This window comes from Actinomadura rudentiformis, assembly GCF_008923185.1.
In the GTDB taxonomy this organism is placed as follows: domain Bacteria; phylum Actinomycetota; class Actinomycetes; order Streptosporangiales; family Streptosporangiaceae; genus Spirillospora; species Spirillospora rudentiformis.
In genome coordinates, this window is the sequence record NZ_WBMT01000005.1 from 252,813 (window position 1) to 278,246 (window position 25,434).

The 25,434-nt window shown below is 69.7% G+C and carries 23 protein-coding genes and 1 pseudogene; 11 read left to right on the forward strand and 13 right to left on the reverse strand.

Annotated elements, in window-relative coordinates; translation table 11 throughout:
* Positions 1 to 64 precede the first annotated feature (64 nt).
* The 4 genes from F8566_RS12540 to F8566_RS12555 all read right to left on the reverse strand — a co-directional run bounded on the left by F8566_RS12540 (position 65) and on the right by F8566_RS12555 (position 6,441).
* Complete coding sequence (locus F8566_RS12540) at positions 65 to 1,420, reverse strand: FAD-dependent oxidoreductase (RefSeq protein WP_151560360.1); 1,356 nt, start codon at positions 1,418 to 1,420, stop codon at positions 65 to 67.
* A gap of 71 nt (positions 1,421 to 1,491) precedes the next feature.
* Positions 1,492 to 2,976 carry an amino acid permease gene (locus F8566_RS12545; RefSeq protein ID WP_151560361.1) on the reverse strand — a complete coding sequence of 495 codons (1,485 nt, stop codon included), beginning with the start codon at positions 2,974 to 2,976 and terminating at the stop codon, positions 1,492 to 1,494.
* Between the two features lie 163 nt (positions 2,977 to 3,139).
* On the reverse strand, positions 3,140 to 5,242 hold the full coding sequence (locus tag F8566_RS12550) for a 3-hydroxyacyl-CoA dehydrogenase NAD-binding domain-containing protein (RefSeq protein WP_192809647.1): 2,103 nt from the start codon (positions 5,240 to 5,242) through the stop codon (positions 3,140 to 3,142).
* On the reverse strand, positions 5,239 to 6,441 hold the full coding sequence (locus tag F8566_RS12555) for a thiolase family protein (RefSeq protein ID WP_151560362.1): 1,203 nt from the start codon (positions 6,439 to 6,441) through the stop codon (positions 5,239 to 5,241). The genes F8566_RS12550 and F8566_RS12555 overlap by 4 nt, the downstream gene beginning before the upstream one ends.
* A 252-nt stretch (positions 6,442 to 6,693) precedes the next feature.
* Between F8566_RS12555 and F8566_RS12560 the strand changes: the two genes are divergently transcribed.
* Complete coding sequence (locus F8566_RS12560) at positions 6,694 to 8,583, forward strand: AMP-binding protein (RefSeq protein WP_225993106.1); 1,890 nt, start codon at positions 6,694 to 6,696, stop codon at positions 8,581 to 8,583.
* Here F8566_RS12560 and F8566_RS12565 read toward each other — a convergent pair.
* From F8566_RS12565 to F8566_RS12575, 3 genes are all read right to left on the reverse strand, one after another.
* Complete coding sequence (locus F8566_RS12565; protein WP_225993107.1) at positions 8,531 to 9,742, reverse strand: sensor histidine kinase; 1,212 nt, start codon at positions 9,740 to 9,742, stop codon at positions 8,531 to 8,533. The genes F8566_RS12560 and F8566_RS12565 overlap by 53 nt on opposite strands.
* A complete protein-coding gene (locus F8566_RS12570) occupies positions 9,739 to 10,392 on the reverse strand; it encodes a response regulator transcription factor (RefSeq protein ID WP_151560363.1) in 654 nt (217 codons plus the stop codon). Before F8566_RS12570 ends, F8566_RS12565 begins: the two co-directional genes overlap by 4 nt.
* Before the next feature lie 128 nt (positions 10,393 to 10,520).
* On the reverse strand, positions 10,521 to 11,132 hold the full coding sequence (locus tag F8566_RS12575; protein WP_151560364.1) for a TetR/AcrR family transcriptional regulator: 612 nt from the start codon (positions 11,130 to 11,132) through the stop codon (positions 10,521 to 10,523).
* A gap of 57 nt (positions 11,133 to 11,189) precedes the next feature.
* Between F8566_RS12575 and F8566_RS12580 the strand changes: the two genes are divergently transcribed.
* The gene (locus F8566_RS12580; protein WP_151560365.1) at positions 11,190 to 11,684 is read left to right on the forward strand and encodes a hypothetical protein; all 495 of its coding nucleotides are present in this window, start codon (positions 11,190 to 11,192) and stop codon (positions 11,682 to 11,684) included.
* A gap of 12 nt (positions 11,685 to 11,696) precedes the next feature.
* Positions 11,697 to 12,908, forward strand: coding sequence for a cytochrome P450 (locus F8566_RS12585; RefSeq protein ID WP_151560366.1), 1,212 nt, complete (start codon positions 11,697 to 11,699; stop codon positions 12,906 to 12,908).
* Here the strand turns inward: F8566_RS12585 and F8566_RS12590 are convergent.
* Positions 12,905 to 13,699, reverse strand: coding sequence for an SDR family NAD(P)-dependent oxidoreductase (locus tag F8566_RS12590; protein ID WP_151560367.1), 795 nt, complete (start codon positions 13,697 to 13,699; stop codon positions 12,905 to 12,907). The two genes, F8566_RS12585 and F8566_RS12590, sit on opposite strands and share 4 nt — an antisense overlap.
* Before the next feature lie 322 nt (positions 13,700 to 14,021).
* Here F8566_RS12590 and F8566_RS52925 point away from each other — a divergent pair.
* Both F8566_RS52925 and F8566_RS12595 read left to right on the forward strand, forming a co-directional pair.
* Positions 14,022 to 14,198, forward strand: a pseudogene (locus F8566_RS52925) (helix-turn-helix domain-containing protein); the annotation flags it as partial.
* 93 nt (positions 14,199 to 14,291) lie between these two features.
* A complete protein-coding gene (locus F8566_RS12595) occupies positions 14,292 to 15,263 on the forward strand; it encodes a hypothetical protein (protein ID WP_151560368.1) in 972 nt (323 codons plus the stop codon).
* 164 nt (positions 15,264 to 15,427) lie between these two features.
* Here F8566_RS12595 and F8566_RS12600 read toward each other — a convergent pair whose 3' ends face one another.
* On the reverse strand, positions 15,428 to 15,988 hold the full coding sequence (locus F8566_RS12600) for a Pycsar system effector family protein (protein WP_151560369.1): 561 nt from the start codon (positions 15,986 to 15,988) through the stop codon (positions 15,428 to 15,430).
* A gap of 222 nt (positions 15,989 to 16,210) precedes the next feature.
* Between F8566_RS12600 and F8566_RS12605 the strand changes: the two genes are divergently transcribed.
* From F8566_RS12605 to F8566_RS12625, 5 genes are all read left to right on the forward strand, one after another.
* Positions 16,211 to 16,720 (forward strand): hypothetical protein, encoded by a 510-nt coding sequence (locus F8566_RS12605; RefSeq protein WP_151560370.1) that lies wholly within the window; start codon positions 16,211 to 16,213, stop codon positions 16,718 to 16,720.
* Entirely contained in the window at positions 16,717 to 17,757 is a 1,041-nt protein-coding gene (locus F8566_RS12610; protein ID WP_225993108.1) for a peptidoglycan-binding protein, read from the forward strand. Before F8566_RS12605 ends, F8566_RS12610 begins: the two co-directional genes overlap by 4 nt.
* A complete protein-coding gene (locus F8566_RS12615) occupies positions 17,754 to 18,437 on the forward strand; it encodes an ABC transporter ATP-binding protein (protein ID WP_151560371.1) in 684 nt (227 codons plus the stop codon). Before F8566_RS12610 ends, F8566_RS12615 begins: the two co-directional genes overlap by 4 nt.
* Complete coding sequence (locus F8566_RS12620) at positions 18,434 to 19,624, forward strand: ABC transporter permease (protein WP_151560372.1); 1,191 nt, start codon at positions 18,434 to 18,436, stop codon at positions 19,622 to 19,624. Before F8566_RS12615 ends, F8566_RS12620 begins: the two co-directional genes overlap by 4 nt.
* A 189-nt stretch (positions 19,625 to 19,813) precedes the next feature.
* On the forward strand, positions 19,814 to 20,176 hold the full coding sequence (locus F8566_RS12625) for a hypothetical protein (RefSeq protein ID WP_151560373.1): 363 nt from the start codon (positions 19,814 to 19,816) through the stop codon (positions 20,174 to 20,176).
* A gap of 43 nt (positions 20,177 to 20,219) precedes the next feature.
* Here the strand turns inward: F8566_RS12625 and F8566_RS12630 are convergent, their stop codons facing one another.
* The 3 genes from F8566_RS12630 to F8566_RS12645 form a co-directional block, all read right to left on the reverse strand.
* Positions 20,220 to 21,473 (reverse strand): HRDC domain-containing protein, encoded by a 1,254-nt coding sequence (locus tag F8566_RS12630; RefSeq protein ID WP_404800299.1) that lies wholly within the window; start codon positions 21,471 to 21,473, stop codon positions 20,220 to 20,222.
* Positions 21,474 to 21,825: 352 nt separating this feature from the next.
* Positions 21,826 to 22,407, reverse strand: a complete 582-nt coding sequence (locus F8566_RS12640) for a DUF3000 domain-containing protein (protein ID WP_225993109.1) — start codon at positions 22,405 to 22,407, stop codon at positions 21,826 to 21,828.
* Positions 22,408 to 22,624: 217 nt separating this feature from the next.
* Positions 22,625 to 22,822 carry a hypothetical protein gene (locus F8566_RS12645; protein WP_151560374.1) on the reverse strand — a complete coding sequence of 66 codons (198 nt, stop codon included), beginning with the start codon at positions 22,820 to 22,822 and terminating at the stop codon, positions 22,625 to 22,627.
* Between the two features lie 281 nt (positions 22,823 to 23,103).
* On the opposite strand from F8566_RS12645, the gene hemE reads away from it, so the two are divergent.
* Positions 23,104 to 24,171, forward strand: a complete 1,068-nt coding sequence (gene hemE, locus F8566_RS12650) for a uroporphyrinogen decarboxylase (RefSeq protein ID WP_151560375.1) — start codon at positions 23,104 to 23,106, stop codon at positions 24,169 to 24,171.
* A gap of 42 nt (positions 24,172 to 24,213) precedes the next feature.
* Here the strand turns inward: hemE and F8566_RS12655 are convergent, their stop codons facing one another.
* Complete coding sequence (locus tag F8566_RS12655) at positions 24,214 to 25,377, reverse strand: hypothetical protein (protein ID WP_151560376.1); 1,164 nt, start codon at positions 25,375 to 25,377, stop codon at positions 24,214 to 24,216.
* Between the last annotated feature and the right edge of the window lie 57 nt (positions 25,378 to 25,434).

Consider the following 25,434-nt stretch of genomic DNA (forward strand, 5'->3'; position numbering starts at 1 on the left):
ATTCGGAAGGACACGCCGGGGTAAAGCGACTCTTCGGCGGTTTCGACCCGCTCGTTCCGGCTTTTCAGGACGGGTGACAGGCCTTTCGCATTGCTTCCCAGTGGGCCAGTTTGACCCTTTCGCCCCGGGCGAGTGAACGCGCCAGTTCGATCTCGGCGGCATCCAGATTGAGCCAGTCGGCGTAGGTGACGATCGGCAGGCCGCGGGACTCCAGCAGCTCCTCGATCTTGTGGGCGGGGGGCTCCTCCCGGCCCGAGAGGTCGGCGAGCAGGTGCCGCACGGTCTCGGCGGCGTCGGCCTTGTTGGTGCCGACGACGCCGGTCGGGCCGCGCTTGATCCAGCCCGCCACGTACTCGCGGGGGATCTGCGCGCCGTCGGGCCCGATGATGCGGCCGCCCTCGTTCGGCACCACGTACGAACGTTCGTCGAACGGCACGCCCTCCAGCGCGACGCTCTGGTAGCCGACAGAGCGGAGCACCATGCCGACCGGGAGCGTCTCGTACTCCCCGGTGCCCGCCACGCGGCCCGTCTCGTCCAGACGCGTGCGTTCCAGGCGCAGCGCCTCCACCCGGCCGGTGCCGGTGATCTCCTTGGGGGCGAGCCAGAATCGCACGTCGATCCGTCGCGGCCGGTCACCTGCGGGCTCCCCGGTCCAGCCGTTCAGCACCTTGATGTTGCCGCGCACGTGCCGGTCGTTCTCGGCGACCTCGGCGCTCGCCGGATCGAGCTCCATGTCCTCGGGCCGCACGTGGATCTCGGCGTTGGGCAGATCGCCGAGCTCGCGCGCCTCCTTGGTCGTGAACTTGGCCTGCGCCGGCCCGCGTCGCCCGATCATGTGGATGCGGCGCACCCGGCTCTTGGACAGCGCCTCCAGCACGTGCTCGGGAACGTCGGTCTCGCGCAGCTCGTCGGCGGTCTTGGCCAGGATCCGCACGACGTCGACGGCGACGTTGCCGACGCCGATGACGGCGACCTCCTCGACCGACAGGTCGAACGCGTGGTCGGCGGCGTCGGGGTGGCCGCAGTACCAGTTGACGAAGTCGGTGGCGGCGACGCTGCCGGGCAGGTCCTCGCCGGGGATGCCCAGATGCCGGTCGACCATGGCGCCGGTCGAGTAGATCACCGCGTCGTAGCAGTCGAGGAGGTCGGTGCGGGTCACGTCACGGCCCAGCTCCACGCAGCCGAAGAACCGCACGTCCGCGGTCTCCAGCACGCGCTGCAGATAGCGGGCGATCGACTTGATCGACTTGTGGTCCGGGGCGACCCCGTATCTGACCAGCCCGTACGGCGTCGGCAGCCGGTCGAAGACGTCGACCTTCACCTCGCCGTCCGTCTGCTTCACCAGGGCCTCGGCGGCGTAGAGGCCCGCCGGTCCCGATCCGATCACCGCAACCTGCAGAGGAGCTGCCATGGGCGCCATTGTGCCCAGGCGAGCGGCAAAAGGACACAGGGAACCGGATCATCGGGGCCCGTGTCGTACGCCGTCCGGGGTCAGGGAGCCTTCGCGCCGGCCCGGTCGAGGCCGAGGCGGCTGTGGCGGCGGCCGTACCCGAAGTAGATCAGGACGCCGACCGCCATCCAGGCCAGGAACCGCAGCCAGGTGTCCACCGGCAGGTTGAGCATCACGAAGAGACAGGCCAGCACCGACAGGATCGGGGTCAGCGGCACCATCGGAGTACGGAACGCGCGGGGCAGCTCGGGCCTGGTGCGCCGCAGGATCACCACGCCGACCGACACGACCACGAAGGCGAAGAGCGTGCCGATGTTGACCAGCTCGGCCAGCTTGGACAGCGGGATGAATCCGGCGAGCGCCGCCACGATCACGCCCATGATGATCGTCGAACGGTACGGCGTGCCGAACCTGGGGTGGACGGCCGACAACCAGGGCGGCATGAGACCGTCGCGGCTCATCGCGAAGAAGACGCGGCTCTGGCCGAGCAGGAGGATCAGCACCACGGTCGTGAGCCCGACGACGGCGCCGATGCTGATGACGGTGGCGAACCCCGAACGTCCCGCGGCCTTGAACGCGTCGGCCAGCGGCGCGTCGGTGCTGAGCTGCTTGTAGTTCTGCATGCCCACGACGACCAGGGACACCGCCGCGTACAGCGTGGCGGTGATGGCGAGCGACCCGATGAGGCCGATCGGCATGTCGCGCTGCGGGCGCCGGGACTCCTCGGCCGCTGTGGCGACGATGTCGAAGCCGATGTAGGCGAAGAACACCAGCGCGACGGCGGCGAAGATGCCGAGCCACCCGAAGCTCACCGGCGTGATGCCGAACAGCACCTGCATGAGCGGTGCGTGCATCCCCTCCACCGAGGGGGTGGACTGCGACGGCGGGATGAACGGCGTGTAGTTGTCGGCCTTGATGAAGAACAGGCCCGCGATGATCACCAGCAGCACGATCGAGACCTTGATCGCCACGACCGCCGCGTTCACCCGAGAAGTGATCTTGATGCCGAGCACGAGCACCGCGGTGACCGCCAGGACCAGCAGGATCGCCGGGATGTTGACGGTGCCGCCCTCGCCCGGCGGATTGCTGATGGACGCGGGCAGCGTGATGCCCATGTCGTCCAGCAGTGAGGCGGCGTAGCCCGCCCAGCCGACCGACACCACGGCGGCGCCGAGGGCCAGCTCCAGGATCAGGTCCCAGCCGATGATCCAGGCGGGGAACTCGCCGAGCGTCGCGTACGAGAACGTGTAGGCGGAGCCCGCCACCGGCACGGTCGAGGCGAACTCGGCGTAGCAGAGCGCGGCGAGGCCGCAGACGACGGCGGCGAGGATGAACGAGATGGCGACCGCCGGTCCGGCCTTGTCCTTGGCCACCTGCCCGGTGAGCACGAAGATGCCGGTGCCGATGATCACGCCGACGCCGAAGATGACCAGGTCGAGCGCCGACAGATCGCGGCGGAGCCGGTGGCCCGGCTCCTCGGTGTCCTGGATCGACTGCTCGACGGACTTGGTGCGAAACAGGCTCACCGTTCTTGACCCTTCACGCCGGGTGACACGACCGGGAGGATCATCACCGGTTCCGCACGGCCGAAACACGCCGCAGTCGGTCAAACCGCAGGAAGCACGCAAAGAGGCGCCCCGAAAAGCTCGGGACGCCTCCTCCTCCCGCCATGCGGCAGGCCGGCGCGGTTCAGCGCGGCGTGCTGGCGACGCCCGGCTCCAGGAAGCGGGTGCCGTTGACCTTCTCCGCGACGCCGCTGCGGTCCAGGTACGGCGTGATGCCGCCCAGGTGGAACGGCCAGCCGGCACCGAGGATCATGCACAGGTCGATGTCCTGCGCGGCCTGCACCACGCCCTCGTCGAGCATGAGCTTGATCTCCCCGGCGAGCGCGTCGAGGGCGCGCTCCAGCACCTGCTCCTCGGTCGACGGGCTCGTGCCGCCGCCGAAGATCGCTTGAGCGTCACTGTCGATGGTGAAGTCGGGCAGGTAGACGCCCTTCTTCCCGGCCGCGACGAACTTGGCGAACTTCTCCGAGAGCGGGAAACGGTCGGGGAAGGCGCCGTGCAGCGTCTCGTTCACGTGCAGCGCGATCGCCGGGCCGACCAGGCCCATCAGCACGAACGGCGGCATCGGCAGGCCCAGCGGCGCGGCGGCCCGCTCGGCCACCTCGATCGGGGTGCCCTCGTCCACCGTCTGGATGATCTCGGCCATCAGGCGCAGCAGGATGCGGTTGACCACGAACGCCGGGGCGTCCTTGACCAGCACGCAGGACTTCTTCAGCTGCTTGCCGACAGCGAACGCGGTGGCCAGCGCCGCGTCGTCGGTCCGCTCGCCGCGCACGATCTCCAGCAGCGGCAGCACCGCGACCGGGTTGAAGAAGTGGAAGCCCACGACCCGCTCGGGGTGCTTGAGGTGCGCGCCCATCTCCGACACCGACAGCGAGGAGGTGTTGGTCGCCAGGACGCACTCGGGGGAGACGTACTCCTCCAGCTCGGCGAACACCTTCTGCTTGACGGACATCTCCTCGAAGACCGCCTCGATGACGAAGTCGGCGTCGGCGAAGGCGTCCTTGGTGAGGGAGCCGCTGATCAGGCCCTTGAGGCGGTTGGCCTTGTCGGCCGACACCCGGCCCTTGGCGAGCAGCTTGTCGATCTCGCCGTGGGTGTAGGCGACGCCCTTGTCGAGGCGTTCCTGGTCGAGGTCGGTCAGCACCACCGGCACCTCGAGGCGGCGGGCGAACAGCAGCGCCAGCTGCCCGGCCATCAGGCCCGCGCCGACGACGCCGACCTTGGTGACCTTGCGGGCGAGGCTCTTGTCCGGTGCGCCGGCGGGCCGCTTGGCGCGCTTCTGGGTCAGGTCGAACGCGTACAGGCCGGCGCGCAGCTCGTCGCTCATGATGAGGTCGGCGAGCGCCTCGTCCTCAGCGGCGAAGCCCTCGTCGCGCGTACGGTCCTTGGCGGCGGCCACGAGGTCCAGCGCGCGAACGTAGGACGGCGCGGCGCCGTGCAGCTTGCCCTCGATGTTCCAGCGGGCGAGCGCGACCGCGTCGTCCCAGGCCTTGCCCTTGTCGACCTCGGGGCGCCTGACCTCCAGCGCGCCGGTGAGCACGCGGGCGGTCCAGGCGAGCGACTCCTCCAGGAAGTCGGCCGGCTCGAAGATCGCGTCGGCGATGCCCAGGTCGTACGCCTGCTTGCCCTTGAGCATGCGGTTCTGCGCGAGCGGGTTGTCGATGACGACCTTGAGGGCCTTCTCCGCGCCGATGAGGTTCGGCAGCAGGTAGGTGCCGCCCCAGCCGGGCACGAGCCCGAGGAACGTCTCCGGCAGCGCCAGTGCGGGCACGCCCGAGGAGATGGTGCGGTACGAGCAGTGCAGCGCGATCTCGACGCCGCCGCCCATCGCCGCGCCGTTCACGTACGCGAACGACGGGACGTCGAGCTCGCCGAGGCGGCGGAAGACGTCGTGGCCGAGCTTGCCGATGGCGAGGGCGTCCTCGCGCTTCTGGACCAGCGGCACACCCTTGAGGTCGGCGCCGACCGCGAAGATGAACGGCTTGCCGGTCACGCCGACGGCCACGATGTCGTCGCGGGCGGCGACGGCGTCGATGGCCTCGTTCAGCTCGGTCAGTCCGTTCGGGCCGAAGGTGTTGGGCTTGGTGTGGTCGAAGCCGTTGTCGAGCGTGATCAGCGCCAGCGTGCCCGCCCCGTAAGGGAGCGCGACGTCGCGTACCCGCGCGTGCGTGACGACCTCGTCCGCGAAGATGTCCTTGATGTCCGTGCCAGTCTGCGTGCTCACTTGGCGCCTTCCCAGTTCACGTTCTCCCAGAGGACGGTGCCGCCCATGCCCATGCCGACGCACATCGTGGTGAGGCCGTAGCGGACGTCGGTGCGCTCCTCGAACTGCCGCGACAGCTGGTTCATCAGGCGCACGCCCGAGGAGGCCAGCGGGTGGCCGAACGCGATCGCGCCGCCCCACTGGTTCACGCGCGGGTCGTCGTCAGCGATCTTGAAGTGCTCCAGGAACGCGAGCACCTGGACGGCGAACGCCTCGTTGATCTCGATGAGGCCGATGTCGTCCATGGTCAGGGAGTTGCGGGCCAGCAGCTTCTCGGTGGCGGGCACCGGGCCGACGCCCATGACCTCGGGCTCCACCCCGGCGAACGAGAAGTCGATCAGGCGCATCTTCGGGGTGAGGCCGAGCTCGGCGGCCACGTCCTCAGCGACCATCAGGCAGGCGGTGGCGCCGTCGTTGAGACCGGCGGCGTTGCCCGCGGTCACGTTGCCGTGCACGCGGAACGGGGTCTTCAGCTTGGCCAGGTCCTCCAGCGTCGTGCCGGGGCGCGGCGGCTCGTCCTCGGTGGCCAGCCCCCAGCCCTTCTCGCCCGAGCGGATCGCGGTCGGCACCAGGTCCGGCTGGATCTTGCCGGCGGCGTACGCGTCGGCGACCTTCTGCTGGCTGCGCACCGCGTAGGCGTCGGCGCGCTCCTTGGTGATCTGCGGGAACCGGTCGTGCAGGTTCTCCGCGGTCGAGCCCATGACCAGCGCGGACGGGTCGACGAGCTTGTCGGCCAGGAACCGCGGGTTGGGGTCGATGCCCTCGCCCATCGGGTGCCGGCCCATGTGCTCGACGCCGCCCGCGATGGCCACGTCGTACGAGCCGAAGGAGATGCCCGCGCCGGTGGTGGTGACGGCGGTCATCGCGCCCGCACACATGCGGTCGACGGCGTAACCCGGGACCGACTTGGGCAGGCCCGCCAGCACGGCGGCGGACCGGCCGATGGTCAGGCCCTGGTCGCCGGTCTGGGTGGTGGCGGCGATCGCGACCTCGTCGACCCGTTCGGGCGGCAGCGACGGGTTGCGGCGCATCAGCTCGCGGATGGCGCGGACGACCATGTCGTCGGCGCGGGTCTCCGCGTACAGGCCCTTGGGGCCCGCCTTGCCGAACGGTGTACGGACACCGTCGACGAACACGACGTCGCGTGCGGTACGGGGCACGGGTCGCCCTCCTTGCTGGCTGACGGACGGACTGCTGGTTGACGGACGGACTACCACCGATGCTACTCGTTGGTAACCGCTCATACTACTCGTCAGTAACCACTGACACGTGGCCGGGGGGCAGGCGCGCTCTTGTTCGCCCACGGGCCCGTAGGTACCGTGACCGGAAGGTCATAGTTCCCTGTGGGGGGACGACCCTGAAGCAAGGCAGCCCCCCCGGCCGGCTCCGCCGGTTTCGGGGAGGAGGAAGCGGTGGCGCACGTCAGGCCCGCCTATCGCCCCGGGCCGCTGCAGCGTATCGGGCACATCCGGGATCTCGCGGCGTTGCTGACGCGCACCGGCCTGCTGCTCAGCGGCTCGCCGCAGCGCCTGTTCCACCAGTTCGGCCTGCTCCGGCTGTGGGGCACGACATTGGCCGGCGTGGTCGTCTCCGGTGCGGCCCGCAGCCCGGACCGTCCCGCCGTCATCGACGAAGAGGGCATCCTGACGTTCGCCGAGCTCGACGACCGCACCACCCGCCTCGCGGTGGGGCTGCCCCTGGAGGGCCCGCGGCCACGCGTCGGTGTGCTCTGCCGCAACCATCGCGGCATGGTCGAGACGCTGGTCGCCTGCAGCAAGCGCGGCGTCGAGGTCGTGCTGCTCAACACGGGGTTCGGGGCCGGGCAGCTGCGCAACGTGCTGACCGAGCTGCGGATGGACCTGGTGGTCGCCGACGCCGAGTTCGCGCCGCTGCTGGCCGCCTTGCCGCAGTCCCTCCGGCGCGTGGTCGTATGGGCCGACCGGCCCGGTGATCCGGCCGGGGCCGGCCGGACGATCGAGCAGATCGTGTACGCCAGCCCGGCGCCCGAGCTGCGGCCGCCGCAGATCAACAGCCGGACGATCGTGCTCAGCTCCGGCACCACGGGCCGCCCCAAGGGCGCCCGCCGGCCGCCGCGCCCCGGCCTGTGGCCGCTGGCCTCGATGACCTCGCGCATCCCGCTGCGCGCCCGCCAGACGATGATCGTCGAGGCGCCGCTCTTCCACACGTGGGGGTACGCGGCGCTGCAGATGGCGTGGGGCCTGCGTGCTCCGGTGGTGCTGCGCCGCAGGTTCGACGCCGAGGGGACGCTGCGCGCGATCGCCGGGCACCGCGACGTCGTCGTCTTCGCGGTGCCGGTCATGATCCAGCGCATCATGGACCTGCCCGAACGGGTCCGGGGGAGGTACGACACGTCCTCACTGCGGATCGTCGCGCTCTCGGGCGCGGCGCTGCCCGGGGAACTGGCCACCCGTTTCATGGACGCGTTCGGCGACGTCCTCTACAACGTCTACGGGTCCACCGAGGCGTCCTGGGTGTCGATCGCGACGCCGCGCGACCTGCGCGCCGACCCGCGCACGGCAGGGCGGCCTCCCCGCAACACGCGCCTGGTCATCCTGGACGACCGGGACCGCCCGGCCGCGCGTTCCACGATCGGACGGATCTTCGCGGCCAACGAGCTGCTGTTCGAGGGGTACACGGGCGGCGAGCCGACCGAGGTACGGGACGGCCTGATGTCGACCGGCGACCTCGGCCACGTCGACCACCGCGGGCTGCTGTTCGTGGACGGCCGGGCCGACGACCTGGTGGTGTCGGGCGGGGAGAACGTGGTGCCGCGCGACGTGGAGGACGCCCTCCTCAAGCTGCCCGGCGTGCACGAGGTCGCGGTCGTCGGGGTGCCCGACGACGAGTGGGGCCAGCGCCTCGCCGCCTACATCGTGACCCGGCCCGGCGCGGACCTCGACCCCGAGGACGTCCGTTCGTACGTGCACACCCAGGTCGCACGCTACGCGGTGCCGCGCGACGTGCACTTCCTGGCCGAACTGCCTCGCAACGCGACAGGCAAGGTCGTCCACCGCTGGCTGACCGCCGCCCCCCGCACCGCCACCCCCATCATCCCTACCGCCGTCCCTCCTCCGCCCTCAACCGAAGACTCACCCCCCGCCAAGCCCCCGACCCGCGCCGGCCGTCAGGTGAGCGAGGAGGAGATGGGCCTGGAAGGGCGGGTGAGCTGGCCTTCCGCCTGGCCGCCACCGCCCGTTTCCGAGGCGATGCCGCTCGCGGCTCCTTACGTCACCGAGCCTGCGGAAGAGCGGCCGCAGGGGCCGCAGGCAGCCGCACAGTGATCGCGAGCCCGCCGTCCGGGCGGGACACCGTGTCGAGCGTGCCGCCGTGGGCGCGCACCACCGCGCGCACGATCGACAGGCCGAGCCCGGCGCCGTCGGCCGACCCGATCCGGTCGGCGCCCAGCCGGCGGAACGGTTCGTAGATCGTGGCGAGCTCGTACGAGGGGACCGGCCGGCCGGTGTTCTCCACCCGCAGCATCACCTGATCTCGCCGCCGCCACGTTCTGACCCAGACCTGACCGCCGGGCACGTTGTACTTCAGCGCGTTCTCCAGCAGGTTGACCGCGCACCGTTCCAGCAACACCGGATCGCCGACGGTCGTCGCGGGCGCGACCTCCACGGTCACATCCACGTCCGTCTCGCCCGCGAGCTCGTCCAGGTGGTCGACCGCGCTGCGCACCACGTCCTCGAGCGGCGTCGGCGTCGGCGCGTTCAGCTCCCGTTCGGAACGCGCCAGCAGCAGCAGACCGTTGATCAGCCGTTCGTGCCGCGCCGTGTTGCCCAGCAGCACATCGGCCAAAGCCTTGGTCTCCGGTGGGTTCTTGCGGCTCGCGATGGCCACTTCCAGCACCGTCCGGTTGATGGTCAGCGGTGTGCGCAGCTCGTGCGACGCGTTCGCCACGAAACGCCGCTGGGCGTCGAACGCGCGGTGCAGCCGGTCCAGCATCCGGTCGAACGTGTCCGCCAGATCCTTGATCTCGTCCTGCGGACCGGTCAGTGCGATCCGTTCATGCAGGTTGCTCTCCGACAGGCGCTGCGCGGTCGCCGTCACCGTATGGATCGGCCGCAGCGTCCGCCCCGCCACCAGGTAACCGATCCCGATGCCGGCAAGTCCCAGGAAGAGCAGCGTGACCATCGTGCTCTGCAACATCTGCTCCAGCACCTCCTGCTTCTGCTCCTGGAGACGCTTGGCGACCTCCGCCTGGATCTCGCCGCGCGCGGTGGCGAGCCGCTCGAATTGCTGTGCGCGCGGCAACTGGTCCAGCCCCTGGAGGGACCGGATCGCCGGGGTCTTCTCCGTCTGGAACCTGACGTCGAACCGCTTGTCCATGGCCTTGACCGTCTGCAGGTACGTCACGCCGACCAGGATCGCGGAGGTGACCAGGAACAACGATCCGTACACCAGCGTCAGCCGGGCCCGCACACTCAGGCGCGTCACAGCCGGTACCCCGAGCCCGTCACCGTCTCGATGACCGCCGGCTCACCCAGCTTCTTGCGCAGCGTGGCCATCGTCACCCGCACGATGTTGCTGAACGGATCGATGTTCTCGTCCCAGGCCCGGTCGAGCAGGCGCTCCGCGCTCACCACGCCCCCGCCGGCCCGTAGCAGCTCCTCCAGCACGGTGAACTCCTTCTTGGTGAGCTTGAGCTCCCGCCCGTCCCGTTCGACCGTGTGGCGGTACGGATCGAGCCTGATCCCGGCCTTCTCCAGGACCGGTGGCACCGGCGGCGCCGACCGGCGCGACAACGCCCGGACCCGTGCGACCAGCTCGCTGAAGACGAACGGCTTGGGGAGGTAGTCGTCGGCGCCCATGAGGAGCCCGTCCACCCGTTCCTCGACCTCACCGGCGGCCGTCAGCATCAGGATCCGCCCGGCGCCCTGCGCGGCCACCAGCTCCCGGCAGACGTCGTCACCGTGCACGGTGGGCAGGTCGCGGTCCAGCACGATCACGTCGTACTCGATGTACGCGGCCCGTTCCAGGGCGACGTCCCCGTCGTACACCACGTCCACGGCCATCGCCTCTTCGCGCAGCCCGTCCGCGATCGTGTCCGCGAGCAACCGCTCGTCCTCGACGATCAACACCCGCATGCCTGCCACACCCCCTGCCGGAGCATGCCGCCACACTCCCGCCAGGAGCATGCCGGTCAGGGCGTTAAACCCCGATAAGCCGGTGGTCAGCCGTTCCCTTTCCGGCCGGGGGAGTCATGCGCGCGACGTTACGTCCGGGGGAGGCGCGCGCCATTGAGGATGTGGCGGATGGCCCGTGCGTACTCGTCACGGACGCGGGTCTTCTCGTCTGGGGGCGCCTCGGCCAGAGCCATCCCGGCGGCGCCGAGGATGTGGAAGGTGATGTGGGACACCGGTTCGAGCGGTAGGTCGGGCATGTCGCCGCTCTCCATCAAGGACTGGATCGTCTGCTCGATGAGGCCGTAGGCGTACTTCTCCTCGCATTCGCGCCAGCGCCGCCAGCCGAGCGCGATGGGGGCCTCCTGCCACACGATGCGCCCGTAGACGGGGTCGCACGAGCCGTCGAGGAACTGCCGCACGGCGCTCATCGCGGCTTGCCAGGGGTCGGTCTCACCTGCGGCCACTTCGGTGACCCGGCGGATCATCTCGGACTCCAGTTCGTGGAACACGGCCTCGAACAGGGCGGTCTTGTTGGGGAAGTGGTGGTAGACCGCGCCGCGGGTCGCCCGGATGTCGGTGGCGACGTCCTCCAGGGACGTCTTGGCGAAGCCGTGCTCGGCGAACCGGCGGGTGGCCGCGTCGAGCAGGGCGGCCCGGGTCTCGTCCGAGTACTGCTCACGCCTGCTCTTGACAGGTGACATGCAAGGAGTATACGAACATACACAGCGTATGTCTCCAACTCGAAGTAGGTATTCACTATGTCGTGGAGCCGGGCACACCGCCGCCACCAGCTGGTTCACCAGGTGCTGGCGGACATCGCGGGCGACGGCCGGCCGGAGCTTCCGGAACGGCGACGAGCGGAGGTGGAGGCCGAGTTCGGCGGTCTCGAAGGATTCCTGCTGGAGCTCCAACTGCGGTGGTACCGGGCCTTCGACGCACGCCTGGACGCCCTGCTCGAAGACTGGCCGCCGGATCTGCCGGCCGCGCTCGACAAGCTGTGGCTCGACCTCTCGGGCACCATGCCCACCGCCAGGTTCGTGCTGGACGCACACCTCCACCATCAGGCGCTGGCGCCCCTGCACGCTCGGCACCAGCTGCTGCTGCACGCCGCGACCGGCGTCTACCGGAAGCCGGACGACTGGCCCCGGCTCGCGACGACACCGTCGCATGTGGGCACCACCACCAGTTCGGTGATGTCGTCCGCGCGCTCGCAACGCCTGATCCAGCCATGCAGATGGATCTCCGCTTTCTGAGGGGAGCACCCGATGGCAGAGACGGAAACGTTGTTCAACCCGTTCGAGCCCGGCTTCACCGCCGACCCGTATCCGGCGTACCGCCTGCTGCGCGAGGACGACCCGGTGCAGGAGCACCCGCTGGGCTTCTGGTTCCTGAGCGATCACGAGGACGTCGTCGCGCTGCTGCGCGCCGGGCACTCGGTCGACGCGCGGCTGACGACCGTCGAGGGCGCGGCGCAGGAGCATTTCGCGCAGCTGGAACGGGACGGCCTCGACGTGATCAACATGTCCATGCTCGACCGGGACCCGCCCGACCACACGCGCCTGCGTTCCCTGGTGTCCAAGGTGTTCACGCCGCGTTCGATCGCCGCGCTCGAACCCGAGATCACGGGCCTCGTCGACGCCTCACTCGACCGGATCGCAGCGGCGGGCCAGGCCGACCTGGTCGAGGAGCTGGCGTTCCCGTTGCCCTTCGCGGTCATCTCGAACATGCTGGGCATGCCGCCCACCGACCACGTCCGCATCCGCCGGCTGAGCGGCAAGCTCGTCCGTTCCCTGGAACCGGTCTTCGACCCGGACGTCCTCAAGGAGATCTCCGACGCCGGTGCGGAGCTGACGGCGATCACCCGGGAGCTCATCGAGTGGAAGCGCGCCGACCCCGCGGACGATCTGCTCAGCGCGCTCATCGCCGCCGAGGACAGGGGTGACCGGCTCAATGACGACGAACTCGTCGCCCAGGTCATCCTTCTCTACGTCGCGGGCCACGAGACGACCGTCAACCTGATCGCGAACGGCACGATCGCGCTGCTGCGCCACCCGGACCAGCTCACGCTGCTCCGCGACCGTCCGGAGCTGGCGGGCAACGCCGTGGAGGAGTTCCTGCGGTACGACAGCCCGGTGCAGCAGACCAGGCGCATCACCCTCAAACCGCATGTCGCCCACGGCCGCGAGATCCCGGCCGGGGCCTTCGTCATCGCCTGCCTGGCCTCGGCCAACCGGGACGAGAAGTTCTGGGGACCCGATGCCGACACGCTCCGGATCGACCGCGAGAACGCCCGGCAGCACGTGGCCTTCAGCGTCGGCCCGCACCACTGCCTGGGCGCCGCACTGGCCCGCCTGGAGGGCCGCGTCGCGTTCGAACGCCTCGTACAGCGCTTCCCGGACCTGGCCTTCGCAGGCGAGGTCGAGTGGAACGGCCGCATCAACCTACGCGGCCCCGCCACCCTCCCCATCAAGGTCTAAGGGAGGATCGAGTCCACATACCCGCCGTCGACCCGCAGCGCGCCACCCGTCGTGGCGGACGCAAAAGACGAGCTGAGGTACACCACCATGTTGGCGATCTCTTCGGGCTCGATCAGGCGCTGCACAAGGGATTGCGGCCGGTGCGCCCGCATGAACTCCCGCTGCGCCTGCTCCCACGGCAGGTCACGGTCGACCAGCTGGTAGACGAAGTCCTCGACCCCGCCCGTGTGCGTGGGTCCCGCGATGACCGAGTTGACCGTGACGCCCGTCCCCGCGGCCTCCTTGGCGAACCCCCGGGAGACCGCCAGCAACGCCGTCTTGGACATGCCGTAGTGGATCATCTCCGTCGGGATCGCCACCGCGGAGTCGCTGGCGACGTACTGGATCCGCCCCCATCGCCGTTCCGCCATCCCAGGGAGATACGCCCTCGTCAGCCGAACCGCCGCCAGCACGTTCACCTCGAAGAACCGCCGCCACTCCGCATCGGTGATCTCCAGCGCCGGCCGGGACTCGAAGACGCCCAGATTGTTGACCAGGACGTCGACGTCCGGCAGCGCGTCCACGAGCCGGCGCGCTCCCTCCTCCGTCGCGAGATCGGCCGCGACCGGCACCACCTGGGCCCCCGGAACCTCGGCCCCCAGACGTCCGGCCGCCTCTTCCGTGCCCTCCTCGCCGCGCCCGTTGACAGCCACCCGGGCCCCCGCCCGCGCCAGCCCGGTGGCGATCGCCGCGCCGATGCCCTGCGTGGACCCGGTCACCAAGGCCGTCTTCCCCGAAAGATCGATCAACATACCCCAGCCCTTCCCCACCCCGGCCGGGCCTACCCGGATCGCCCAAGGGACCGCCGAACGGCCTGGCACGAACTCCACGAAGTTGGCGGGATCCAGTCCGCGTCCGCTCTGTCAACTCTGGTGCGTTCCATGAGACCGCTTCCGGTCTCTTGAGTCTCAAGTCTCCGAAGGCGGCCGAACGGGCGGGCATTGTTGTCTCGTCGTGAGGGCGGGGTGACCGATTGTTCCCCTGCTCTCTAGGGATGAAGGAGGTGCCGTAGTGGTCTCAGAGGACAGGCCCACGCCCCGCCATGCCGCGACTCCTGCCGACTTCGTCGCGGCCATGCGGCATTTGAAGACCTGGGCGGGATTGAGCTTTCGGCAGTTGGAAAGGCGCGCAGCCCAATTCGGGGAGGCATTGCCACGTACAACCGTGACCTCGGCATTGGCACGTGACCGCGTACCGCAGGAACATCTGGTCACCGCGTTCGCCCGAGCCTGCGGTTGCGGCGAAGCCGAAGTAGAGGAGTGGGCAGCAGCCCGCCGGCGCGTAGCCGTAGCAGAAGCGACCCCGCCCCCTCCAGAAGCCGAGCCAGAAAAGACGACGCCACCAGTGACCGTTCAACAGAACGGCCTAGCCAGAAAGCTGTGGCGCGGACGCCTGGTGGTCGAGCTGGTAGCACTCGCGGTGCTGATCGCCGTGGTTGTGACCCTCAACAACTCCTCAGATGGTCCGGCGCAGCGGCAACCGTTGTCAGCCGAGAGTGCCCAGCCGACGCCTCCCGCAGCCCTTCGCCTCCCACCCCCAACCGAGGCTCAGTTGCGCAGGCCCCCGGCCGCTCCGCCCGGCGCGCCCACGGTGCTCTACGTCGGAGACTCGATCGCCGCCGAGACCTCCAGCGCGTTGACCTACTTCGTCCACCGCAGCGGCAAGGCCAGAGTCGTCTCTTCTACCCGTAAGCAGGCCGCACTGTGCGACTACCTGCGCCCGGATCGCCTGCCCGCCCTGATAGCACGGACGAAACCACGCCTGGTATTGCTGCAGTTCTGGGGCCACAGCTCGACCACCACCGGCTGCACGGGCAGCGGAGGCCCCGGCAGCGACGAGTACTTCACCCGCTACCTCTCCGCCGCCCGGCAGGCCGCTCAGCAGATCGGCCAGGAGGCCAAACGCCTCGGCATCCCTCGCCCCCGCATCGTCTGGATCCTCCAAGGCCCGGACCGTGCTCGCCCGGACCGCGTCCGCCGCCTGAACGAGGAGGTCTACCAGCCCGTCGCCGACGAATTCGGCGACCTCGTCTCCGACGCCGGCCATCAGATCAGCCTGGCGGCCAACGTCTACGAGGTGGTCCGCGACGGCCGCTACCGCTGGACGGCCTTCCTGCCCTGCGACGAAACCGAGCGCCGCTACGGCCTCTGCAGCCACCCACGCGCGTTCGGCGGCGTCACCCAACTGCACCCCGACCACGACTCCCGCCAGCTCTGCCGCAGCACCAGCACCATCCGCGACCGCTGCACAGTCAACTCCCCCGGAGTGATCCGCTACACCACAGTGATCGCCCAGACCGTGACCGGGACGCTGTGAGCGCCCACCCCGGGATGGGTGCCTAAATCAGCCCACAACGGCGCGAGTGAAGTGCGCCCCGAGGCGTCCCGCCTATCCGGCCCAGCACGCGACAGCCCCGGCTCGGTGTCCGCATTCTTTCGGTGTCCCACTGAGCACGCCGGCGAACGAGCCGTCAGGCGATGTCAGTGACGGCCTAGTAGCAGCGGCATCCATACTGCGATGTTGCCGATGACTACCAGAATCATGGAGCACTGCAGGAACGAGTGCTTGCGCCAGATAATCCTGGAGAGTGCAATCAATTGCGTGCTCAGGACGAGTTTGTTGGGTTGACCGTGTCCGCTCTCTAGGGCGTTCACCAAATCCGCCGGATCCCAACGCCGCAGATGCCCGAAGTATACGTAGTTGCGGCGCCAGTTCCGTCGCGCCTCTCGGCGATTGAGCTGCGGGAAAACCGCCGACCCCGCAAGGATGATCGCACATACCAGCAGCACAATGCCGATTCGGAAAGTCCAGACCTCCAAGCCCGTAAGCCGGCTGAGCCGCTTCCCAGACCCCGCGAAGACAACGATCATGCTCAGCATCGCGGTTTCGAGCGTGAGGATCACAGAGGCCTTCGCGTCCACTTTGGCGGTCCAGTCATGCAACGCCTGGTGAACACGCCACGCGTAGGTCTCGAATGCCTCCTGCTCGGGCTCGGACCGCTGGTCGTGTCGATCTGAGGTCTGGTGATCCGACGCAGTCATCTTCCCTCCGCTGCAGTGGCTCCACTCCCTAAGACGTCGCGGCGCGGCCGGGAGGATTCAGCGGTACGAGGATGTGTCCGTCAGGTAGTCACCTGAGACAGAAGATCGTCACCACTCGATACGTGCCCGCCATCCCCAGCCGGGCTAATGCGGGTTTAACCCCTTGGCTTGTCGAATTGCTTCTCGCTGGGGTGTGTGGCCTTGGCGGAGGGGAGCGATCGGATGTTGGTGCGGGTGTTGGGGCTGGTCGGGGTCGGGCTGGTTTTGGGGGCTTGCGGGAGTGACGGAGGGGGTGGAGTGGCTTCGGCTGGGGGAACGAAGGCTGTTTCGGCTTCGCCTTCTCGGTCGCTGTCGCCGGAGGAGGCGGAGCTCAAGTTCGCCCAGTGCATGCGGCAGAACGGGATCAACGTTCCGGATCCGAAGCCGGGGACCGACAAGCGGGACATACGGCTGGGCGGTAAGGGGGTGGACAGGAGCAAGCTCGAGGCGGCCATGAAGAAGTGCCGGCCGTTCCTTGAGGCGGGCGGGAAGATGCCCGATCTGAAGGATCCCAAGGTGAGGGATGCGGCGACGAAGTTCGCGCAGTGCATGCGGCAGAACGGAATCAACATGCCGGACCCGGGGGCTGACGGGTCCATGAAGATCCCGCTCGGGGAGGGCATCAGCCGGGAGAGGGCGGACAAGGCCCGGGAGGCCTGCAGGCACCTCATGCCGAATGGAGGACGCAGGTGAAGGGGGCGGTGGCGGTTGTGGCCGTTGTTGTGCTCGCGGGCGGCGGGCTTGCGTTCGGGCTTAGTCGGGGGGACGGGTCTGAGGCCACGGCTGAGGAGCAGGCGCTGGGGACTGCGCAGATCACTCGGGGCGATCTGGTGGATAGCGAGAAGGTCGACGGGACGCTCACTTATGAGGGTGAGCGTGTTGTGTCGGTGGGGGTGACGGGGACCGTTACGGCGGCTCCGGAGGAAGGGCGCGTTGTGCAGCGGGGGAAGACGCTGCTCAAGGTGAACGGGAAACCGGTCACGCTTTTTTATGGGGGTGAGCCGATGTATCGGGTTCTGAAGGAGGGGGTGGAAGGGAGTGATGTTGAGCAGTTGGAGAGGAATTTGGAGGTACTCGGGTATGGCGGGCTGACTGTCGATCGAGAGTTCACGGGGGCTACGGCGGCGGCTGTCGAAGAGTGGCAGGACGATCGGGGGCTGGAGGTCTCGGGGGTCGTTGATGTCGGGCAGGTTGTCTTCCTGCCGGGGGCGGCTCGGGTCAAGGACGTGAAGGCGGGGGAGGGCGCGCGGGCCGTGGCGGGGCAGGCCGTGATGACGGTTACCGGGGTGCGGCGGGTCGTTCATGTGGACCTTGAGGCCGAGAAGCAGGATCTTGCGCGGAAGGGTGCGCGGGTGGAGGTCGAGCTGCCGGACGGGAACGTGGTGCGGGGGCGGATCTCCAAGGTGGGGAACGTCGCGGAGAAGACGGGATCGGAGCAGAACGCCACGACCACTGTGGACGTGGAGATCGGGCTTGAGAAGGGTGCCAAGACGGGGCGGCTCGATCAGGCGCCGGTGACGGTGGAGTTGGAGAGTGAGCGGACGAAGGGTGTGCTGTCGGTGCCTGTGGAGGCGCTGCTCGCTCTGAAGGAGGGCGGCTTCGGGGTCGAGGTGGTGGACGGGACGCGGCGGGTGGTCGCCGTTACCACTGGGGCTTTTGGGGGCGGGCGCGTGGAGGTTCGCGGTGCCGGGCTCAAGGAGGGCATGAAGGTCGGGGTACCGGTCTCATGACCATTGTTGAGCTTCTAGGTGTGACCAAGGAATATCCGGGGGTGGCCGCTCTCAAGGGCGTCGATTTGGTCGTGGAGCGGGGTGAGCTCGTTGCGATCGTGGGGCCGTCGGGGTCGGGCAAGTCCACGTTGCTGCACATGATCGGGACGCTGGACCGGCCCAGTGCGGGTGTGGTTCGTATTGCCGGGCACGAAGTCGCCGAGTTGAGCGATCGGGAATTGTCGGCCTTGCGGGCTCGGCATATTGGATTTGTGTTCCAGCAGTTTCACCTGGCGGATGGCGTCAGCGCGCTTGACAATGTCGCCGATGGGCTTCTGTATTCGGGTGTTCCGCTGAAGGAGCGGAGGGCACGGGCTGCGGCGGCCTTGGAGCGGGTCGGGTTGGGAGCTCGGGTGCGGCACCGGCCGAATGAGCTGTCCGGTGGTGAGCGGCAGCGGGTCGCCATTGCGCGGGCTGTGGTGGGCGAGCCGGATCTGTTGCTGGCGGACGAGCCCACGGGGAATCTGGACTCGGCGGCGGGCGAGGGTGTGCTGGAGTTGCTGGGTGGGCTGCATCGGGGTGGGACGACCGTTGCGGTCATCACGCACGACATGGAGATCGCGGCGTGGGCGCCGCGACGGGTGCGGGTGCGGGACGGGCTGATCGTCGCGGACGAGTCCGAACGGGTGTACGCGTCATGAGCGGGCTGGCGCCGGCGCGGCTGGACGGGCGGGACGTGGTGCGGGTCGGGTTGGGCGGTCTGAGGGCCAGGCCCACTCGGGTGGTGTTGTCGGCGCTCGGGATCGCCATCGGCATCGCCACGATGGTGTCGGTCATCGGGATCTCGTCGTCGAGCAAGGAGGAACTGCTGCGGCGCATCGACCGGCTCGGCACCAATTTGTTGACGGTTTCGCCGGGCGACACGCTTTTCGGGGAGAACGCGAAGTTGCCTGAGCAGGCGCCAGAGATGGTCGCGCGGATCGGACCTGTGACGCATGTGGCGGCGACGGGCACGGTGGACGCGTCGATGCGCCGGACCGACCGGATCGCCGAAGAGGTGACGAGCGGCATCGCCGTCCAAGCGGCGTCGGGGGATCTGCTGGGCACGCTGAACGTGTCGGTGCGCACGGGGACGTGGTTGAACGCGGGGACGGGGCGTTATCCGGCGGTGGTCCTGGGGTCGGAGGCTGCACGGCGGATGGGCTTCGACCGGGCCGGCAGCCAGGTGTGGATCGGCGGCCGGTGGTTCAGTGTGATCGGGATCCTGCGTCCGGCCGAGCTGGCGCCGGAGATCGACCGTTCGGCACTGGTGGGCTGGGACGCCGCCGAGAAGTACCTGGGCTTCGACCGGCATCCGACGACGATCTACGAGAGGTCGGCGGACGCCGCCGTGCCGGATGTGCGTGAGGTCCTCGCGCGGACGGTCAACCCGGAGAATCCAGAGGAGGTCGAGGTCAGCCGCCCGTCGGACGCGCTGGAGGCCAAGGCGGCCGCAGCCGGGGCGTTCACCAATTTGTTGCTGGGGTTGGGCGCGGTGGCTCTGCTGGTGGGTGGAGTGGGGGTCGCCAACACGATGGTGATCTCGGTGCTCGAACGGCGGCGCGAGATCGGGTTGCGGCGGTCCCTGGGGGCCACGAGGGGGCAGGTGCGAGTCCAGTTCCTGGCGGAGTCGCTGCTGCTGTCGGCGTTCGGCGGGATCGTGGGGGTGGTGCTCGGCACCGTCGTCACCGTGGGGTTCGCCCTCTACCGAGGCTGGCCGCCGGTCGTGCCCTCCTGGTCTCTCGGCGGGGCGCTGGTGGCCACTCTCGCCATCGGCACGGTGGCCGGTTTGTACCCCGCGATGCGCGCCGCCCGCCTGGCTCCGACCGCCGCACTGGCCACCGTCTGACGGTTGCGGAGGTCATGGGTGGTTGGGGGTGGTTGTCAGGAGTGCGGTGGCGCAAGGGATGAGGGCGGGTGGGGAGCAAGATCGAAACAGTTGAGGCGCGATTGGTGGTGCGCTCGGCCGAGGTGCGCTCGCCGGGGTAGATTTTTGCCCAACGACGACCGTTTCCCCGGGGGAGGTGCTTCCGCCGTCATGCCCGTGCCACGTCCGCTTCGCGACCGCTGCCGAGAGTTCCTGGGCATCGAGGACGAGATCCGCTACATCTTCCCCGCGTTCAGTTACGGGGGCGGTGCGGGATTCATCTTCGTGGTCACCGACAGCCAGGTCGCGGTGATCTCGACCGGGGCGCTCAGCCGGACCAAGCCCAAGAGCGTCTGGGGCAGTTATCCCCGCGGCACCCGGATCGGGCCGGTGGAGACGGGGACGGGGGCGTCGTTCGAGTTCTCGGGTGCCTCGTTCGAGGTCGACGACGAGTACGTGGCGGTGATCAACGCGGCGGACGCGGAGGTCTTCGCGCGGGACAGCCTGCCCCGGGATCCGCTTCCAGATCTCTGACGTTCAGCGGATGGTCCCGGCCGGGCTCGTCGAACCCCGGTGGTCAGAGGTCGCCTTTGCACTCCAGTCGTACGAAGGCCTTGGCCAGCGGCTTGGCCACCAGGTTGATCTGCCAGGGCCTGGCCCCCAGCTCGCGGAGCACGTCGGCGATCGCCTCGGGCGTGAGGTCGTCCGGCGGTGACCACGAGAGGCGGCGGACGGAGTCGGGCTGCAGGAGGTTCTCTGTCGGCATCGTGTGCTCGTCCGCGAGGGCGGCGACGACGGCCTTGGCGGCGGCGAGGCGCTTGGCCGCCTCAGGGTCGCGTTCGGCCCAGCGGTGGGCGGGCGGCGGGCCGTCGCCTGGCAGGTTGGACTCCGGGAGGGCCCGGTCGGGCAGGCCTCGGGCCTTGGAGACCGCGCGCAGCCAGGCGGTCTGGTGGCGGCGGGCGCCGCGGCCCCGCATGGTGGGCAGGGCCTGCAGCTCGGTGGGGGTCTTGGGCGAACTGAGCGCCAGCTCGACGATCGCCGCGTCCTGGAGCACCCGGCCGGGGGAGAGATCGCGTTCCTGGGCGATCTTGTCGCGGGTCATCCAGACCTCGCGTACGACCGCCAGGGCGCGGCGGTTGCGGACGCGGTGGATGCCGGACGTACGGCGCCAGGGGTCGGTGCGTGGCGGTTTGGGCGGCGTGGTGAGGATCGCCGCGAACTCCTCCAGCGCCCAGTCCAGCTTGCCGGAGGCCGTCAGCTCGGCGTAGAGCGCGTCACGGAGTTCGACGAGGAGCTCGACGTCCAGCACCGCGTACCGCAGCCAGTCTTCGGGAAGCGGCCGCGTCGACCAGTCGGCCGCGGAGTAGCCCTTTTCCAGAACGTAGCCGAGCACGTTCTCGACCATCGAGCCCAGCCCGACCCGCGGATGGCCGAGGAGGCGCCCGGCCAGCTCGGTATCGAACAGGCGGTTCGGCACGATGCCGACCTCGGCCAGGCAGGGAAGATCCTGGTTGGCGGCGTGGAGCACCATCTCGGTGTCGGCGAGCACGTCGCCCAGCTCGGACAGATCCGGCAGCGCGACGGGGTCGATCAGGGCGCTGCCCGCGCCGCGGCGGCGCAGCTGGATGAGGTACGCGCGCTGCCCGTAGCGGTAGCCGGAGGCGCGTTCGGCGTCCACGGCGACCGGCCCGGTCCCGGCGGCGAACGCGTCAATGACACGTTCCAGATCCGCGACGGTCTCGATCACAGGCGGCACGCCGTCGCGCGGCTCCAGGAGAGGGACGGCCGCCTCCACGGCCTCGTCGGCCGCCACGACCTCGTCCGCCGGCACGATCTCGTCGGCCGCCACGGCCTCGTCCGCCGGCACGGGCTCGGCTCCGGCCACGGCCACGGCCTCGCCGGCGGAGCCGCCGGCCTTGCCGCGCCGGCCGTCGGGCTTGCCACCGGGGCCGTCGGGCTTGCCTGCGGGGCCGCTGGTCGTGCCTGCGGGGGGCGCGGCCGGACCGCCGGCCGCCCCGGCCTCGCCGGGAGCCGTCGGGCGGCCGGCGGCGGGCCCGGCACCACCCGGGGCCGCCCGGGCGGGCGGGGGCGGCTGGGTGTCGGACACTGCTGAGATCTCCGTGCTCTCGCCGGCCGCCTCGGCTTCGGACGCTCTGCTACCCACGTCCCCTACCGTACGTCGCTCAATTCACCGTTCCGCCCTTGCGGTCCGGCAGAGCGCTGATCCCGGTGGGCGGCAGGCCCGCCGTGGTGCACATGACCTCGCACCAGGCGGCCACGTGACCGGTGAGATCTTCGCCGGTCGGGGACCATGACGCGCGCAACTCCAGTTCGGTCGTGGAGGGCTCGTCGCTCTTGTCGCCGAAGCTCTCCGACACCGCTCGGGTGATCGTTCCGGAGACACCGGCGTACCCGGCGGGCTCCAGCGCCTCCAGCAGCCAGCTCCAGGCGACCGAGCCGATCAGCTCGTCGGCGGCGATCTCCGGCTCCAGATCGGCCCGGATGTACGCCACGATCCTGAACTCGCCGGTCCAGCCGCTGCGGCCCTCCGGGTCGTACAGCACGATCAGGCGGCCCATGGCGACCTCGGAGTCGTCCTCGCGGTAGACGCTGCCGGCTATGGCGGCGGCGTACGGCGCGAGCCGCTGGGGTGCGGGCATGTCCTCCAGTTCGAGTTCGGGGCGGAGGGAGGGGCCATCGAGGATCGCCTGCAGCGTGTCGAGGACCCGCTGGAACGGGGGAGGGGTCATGCCAGGACCGGCCATGTGGCGAGCGTAGGTCGCGGGGCGCGCGGAGCCGGGCGGCGCCACGCCGGGTTTCCCGACGGTGCCCGTCTTTCCGGGCGGTCCGAGGACGAGGGGGCGCATGGTGCCGGTCGGGCAGCCGAGGCCGTCACGGCCGGCCGGGCCGCCGGGCAGAGTCGCGGGGAATGGGGGCGGAGAAGGTGACACGGCTCAGGTTTCGGTTCGTGGGTCACGCCGTTCAGGCGGCCCGCTCGGCGGGGGATGAGGCGTCGTTCGCCCCGGCATGCTCAAGCGTCGCGGGCGAGGCCACCGGGAGACCGATCAGCATCGCCGTGCCGCATTCCGTGCAGATCCGCTCGGGGCATTCGGCGCCGTGCCCGTCCTCGCAGGGTGGCTGCTCGAACAGGCGTTCATCACCGCAGGTGGAACAGTACAAGGGGGACCTCCCTCGGCTATGACACGGATCACGTTCGCATGAGCCAGGGACAGAATGCGGGACTTCGCTCGGCGTGTCCGGAACTTCTGTGCCCCAGGCCGCTTCCGGCCCCACACCACACTCACGTCCATTACGCCCCTTGGACCACATCTCCGCAGCAGACTCCCAAGCTCTCCCAGATCCACTCCCAAACCGCGCACAGACTATGTACGCCCGGGCTGTACCTTGGCCCTTCCTCACCCTGGTGTGTGGCGGCCGTTGGTTCGTGGGACCATCGGCACGTGGCTGTTGACGTTGCTGGTTCGAATGAAGCCTCCGGTCCGGAGGAGAGCGCCTTCGTACGGGCGTGCCGCCGCTTGCCGGTGCCGCACACCCCCGTCTGGTACATGCGGCAGGCGGGCCGCTCGCTGCCCGAGTACCTGCGGGTGCGCGAGGGCGTTCCGATGCTGGAGGCCTGCGCCCGGCCGGACATGATCGTCGAGATCACGCTGCAGCCCGTGCGGCGGTACGGGGTGGACGCGGCGATCTTCTTCAGCGACATCGTCGTGCCGCTCAGGGCCATCGGCGTGGACCTCGACATCAAGCCCGGCGTCGGCCCGGTGATCGCCGACCCGATCCGGGACAAGGCGGCCGTGGAGCGGCTGCGCCGGCTGACCCCCGATGACGTGCCGTTCACCACCGAGGCCATCCAGGGGCTGGTGGGCGAGCTGGGCTCGACGCCGTTGATCGGCTTTGCGGGGGCCCCGTTCACGCTCGCCTCGTACCTCATCGAGGGCGGGCCGTCCAAGAACCACGACCACACCAAGGCCATGATGTACGGCGAGCCCGAACTGTGGGCCGAGCTCATGGACCGGCTGGCCGACATGACGATCGACTATCTCAAGGTCCAGATCGAGGCGGGCGCGAGCGCGATCCAGCTGTTCGACTCGTGGGTGGGGGCGGTCGGCCCGCAGGACTACCGGGAGTCGGTCCTGCCGCACAGCCGCAAGATCTTCGACGCGATCGAGTCCTTGGGCGTCCCGCGGATCCACTTCGGCGTGGGGACGGGCGAACTGCTGGGCCTGATGGGCGAGGCCGGTGCCGATGTCGTCGGCGTCGACTGGCGGGTCCCCCTGGACGAGGCCGTGCATCGCGTGGAGCCGGGCAAGGCCCTCCAGGGCAACCTCGATCCGGCGATCCTGTTCGCGCCGTGGGAGGTCGTCGAGCAGCGGGCCCGCGACGTCCTGGCCCGCGGCCGTACGGCTGAGGGGCACATCTTCAACCTCGGCCACGGCGTGCTGCCGTCCACCGACCCCGACGTGCTGGCCCGCCTCACCGACCTGGTCCACGAGGTCTCCGCCAAGGGCTGAGCCGCCGGTGAACGTCCTGGGTCGGCCGTTGGTCATGACGCGTCAGCCGTTGGTCATGACGATGGGGCCGCCGATGCTGCCGCTGCCCATGATCCAGACCTTGTCGGACGTGGGGACGGCTGCGAGTTGCAGCATGTGCACGTTGGACTGACCCGAGACCGCCGGAGTCTGCAGCCTCTCCCACCGCTGCCCGTCATATCGCAGCAGGGCGGGCCGGTTGGGCGTGTCGGTGGCGTGCCCGCTGATCCACAGGGCGCCCGTGCCGTCCCGCTCGATCTCGCCGAGTTCGTTGATCCCGCTGGTCGGAACGGCGGCCCGGGTCCAGGTGGCGCCGTCCCAGTGAAGCACCATCGGCGTACCCGGCGGGTCGGTCCTGGTGTGGTCGGTGCCCACCGCCCAGACGTCGTTCGCGCTGAGCGCGTAAGCGCCAGTGATGGACGCGTATTCGCCCTGGATCGGCGGCAGTGGCGCTGAATGCCACCCGGTGCCGTTCCAGTGCTTGGCGATGGGCCTGCCGGGTGCCGCGCTGGTGTCGCCGAAGATCCAGACGTCGTCCTGCGTACGGGCGTGGATCGCGTGCGTTCGCACTCCTGGCGGGGGATAGGCGCTCCACGAGTCGCCCGAACGCCGGAAGACCCGGGCGTCGCCGCCGACCTCGGCTGTGAGCAGGAGACCGGCTGGCGTGGCCCATAGATCGGCTCCCCGGACGCCTTCCGGGGGCGCCACGGGGTCGAATCCGGTTCCGGTGAAGCGCGCCAGATATACCCCGGAGTAGGTGCCGTTCGCGTAGCGCGGGCCGCTCACCCAGACGTCGTCCGGCGCGACGGCCGCGACGCTCGAGATCGAGCCGTTGCCGCTCCAACCGCGAAGGGGATGCTCCTGCCAGGCGGTCCCGTTCCACCGTCGCACGACCGGACTGCCCGGAACGGTCGTGCCGGTGCCCGGAATCGGCCCGGGGATGACCAGTTCGCCCTGCGTACCGCTGATCCAGACGCTGTCCGCTGCCGCCGCTGAAACGTCGTACAGGTAGTTGTTCGGCCAGAACCACGGCAGTCGCATCCTGCGCAAGTCACCCTCGGCCTGCGTGGCGTGGGTGACGGGCGCCGGTGCGGCGTGTGCCGGAGGCGTGAGGGTCATGCCGATCAGGAGTGCACATGCGCCTGCGGTGAGGAGCCTTTTCGGGCGGTCGGACGTCGCACGGGTCATGCGCGCCAGTATTTACTGGCATGATCCTCTCGTCCAGTGGGGGTGCCCTGTTGCCGG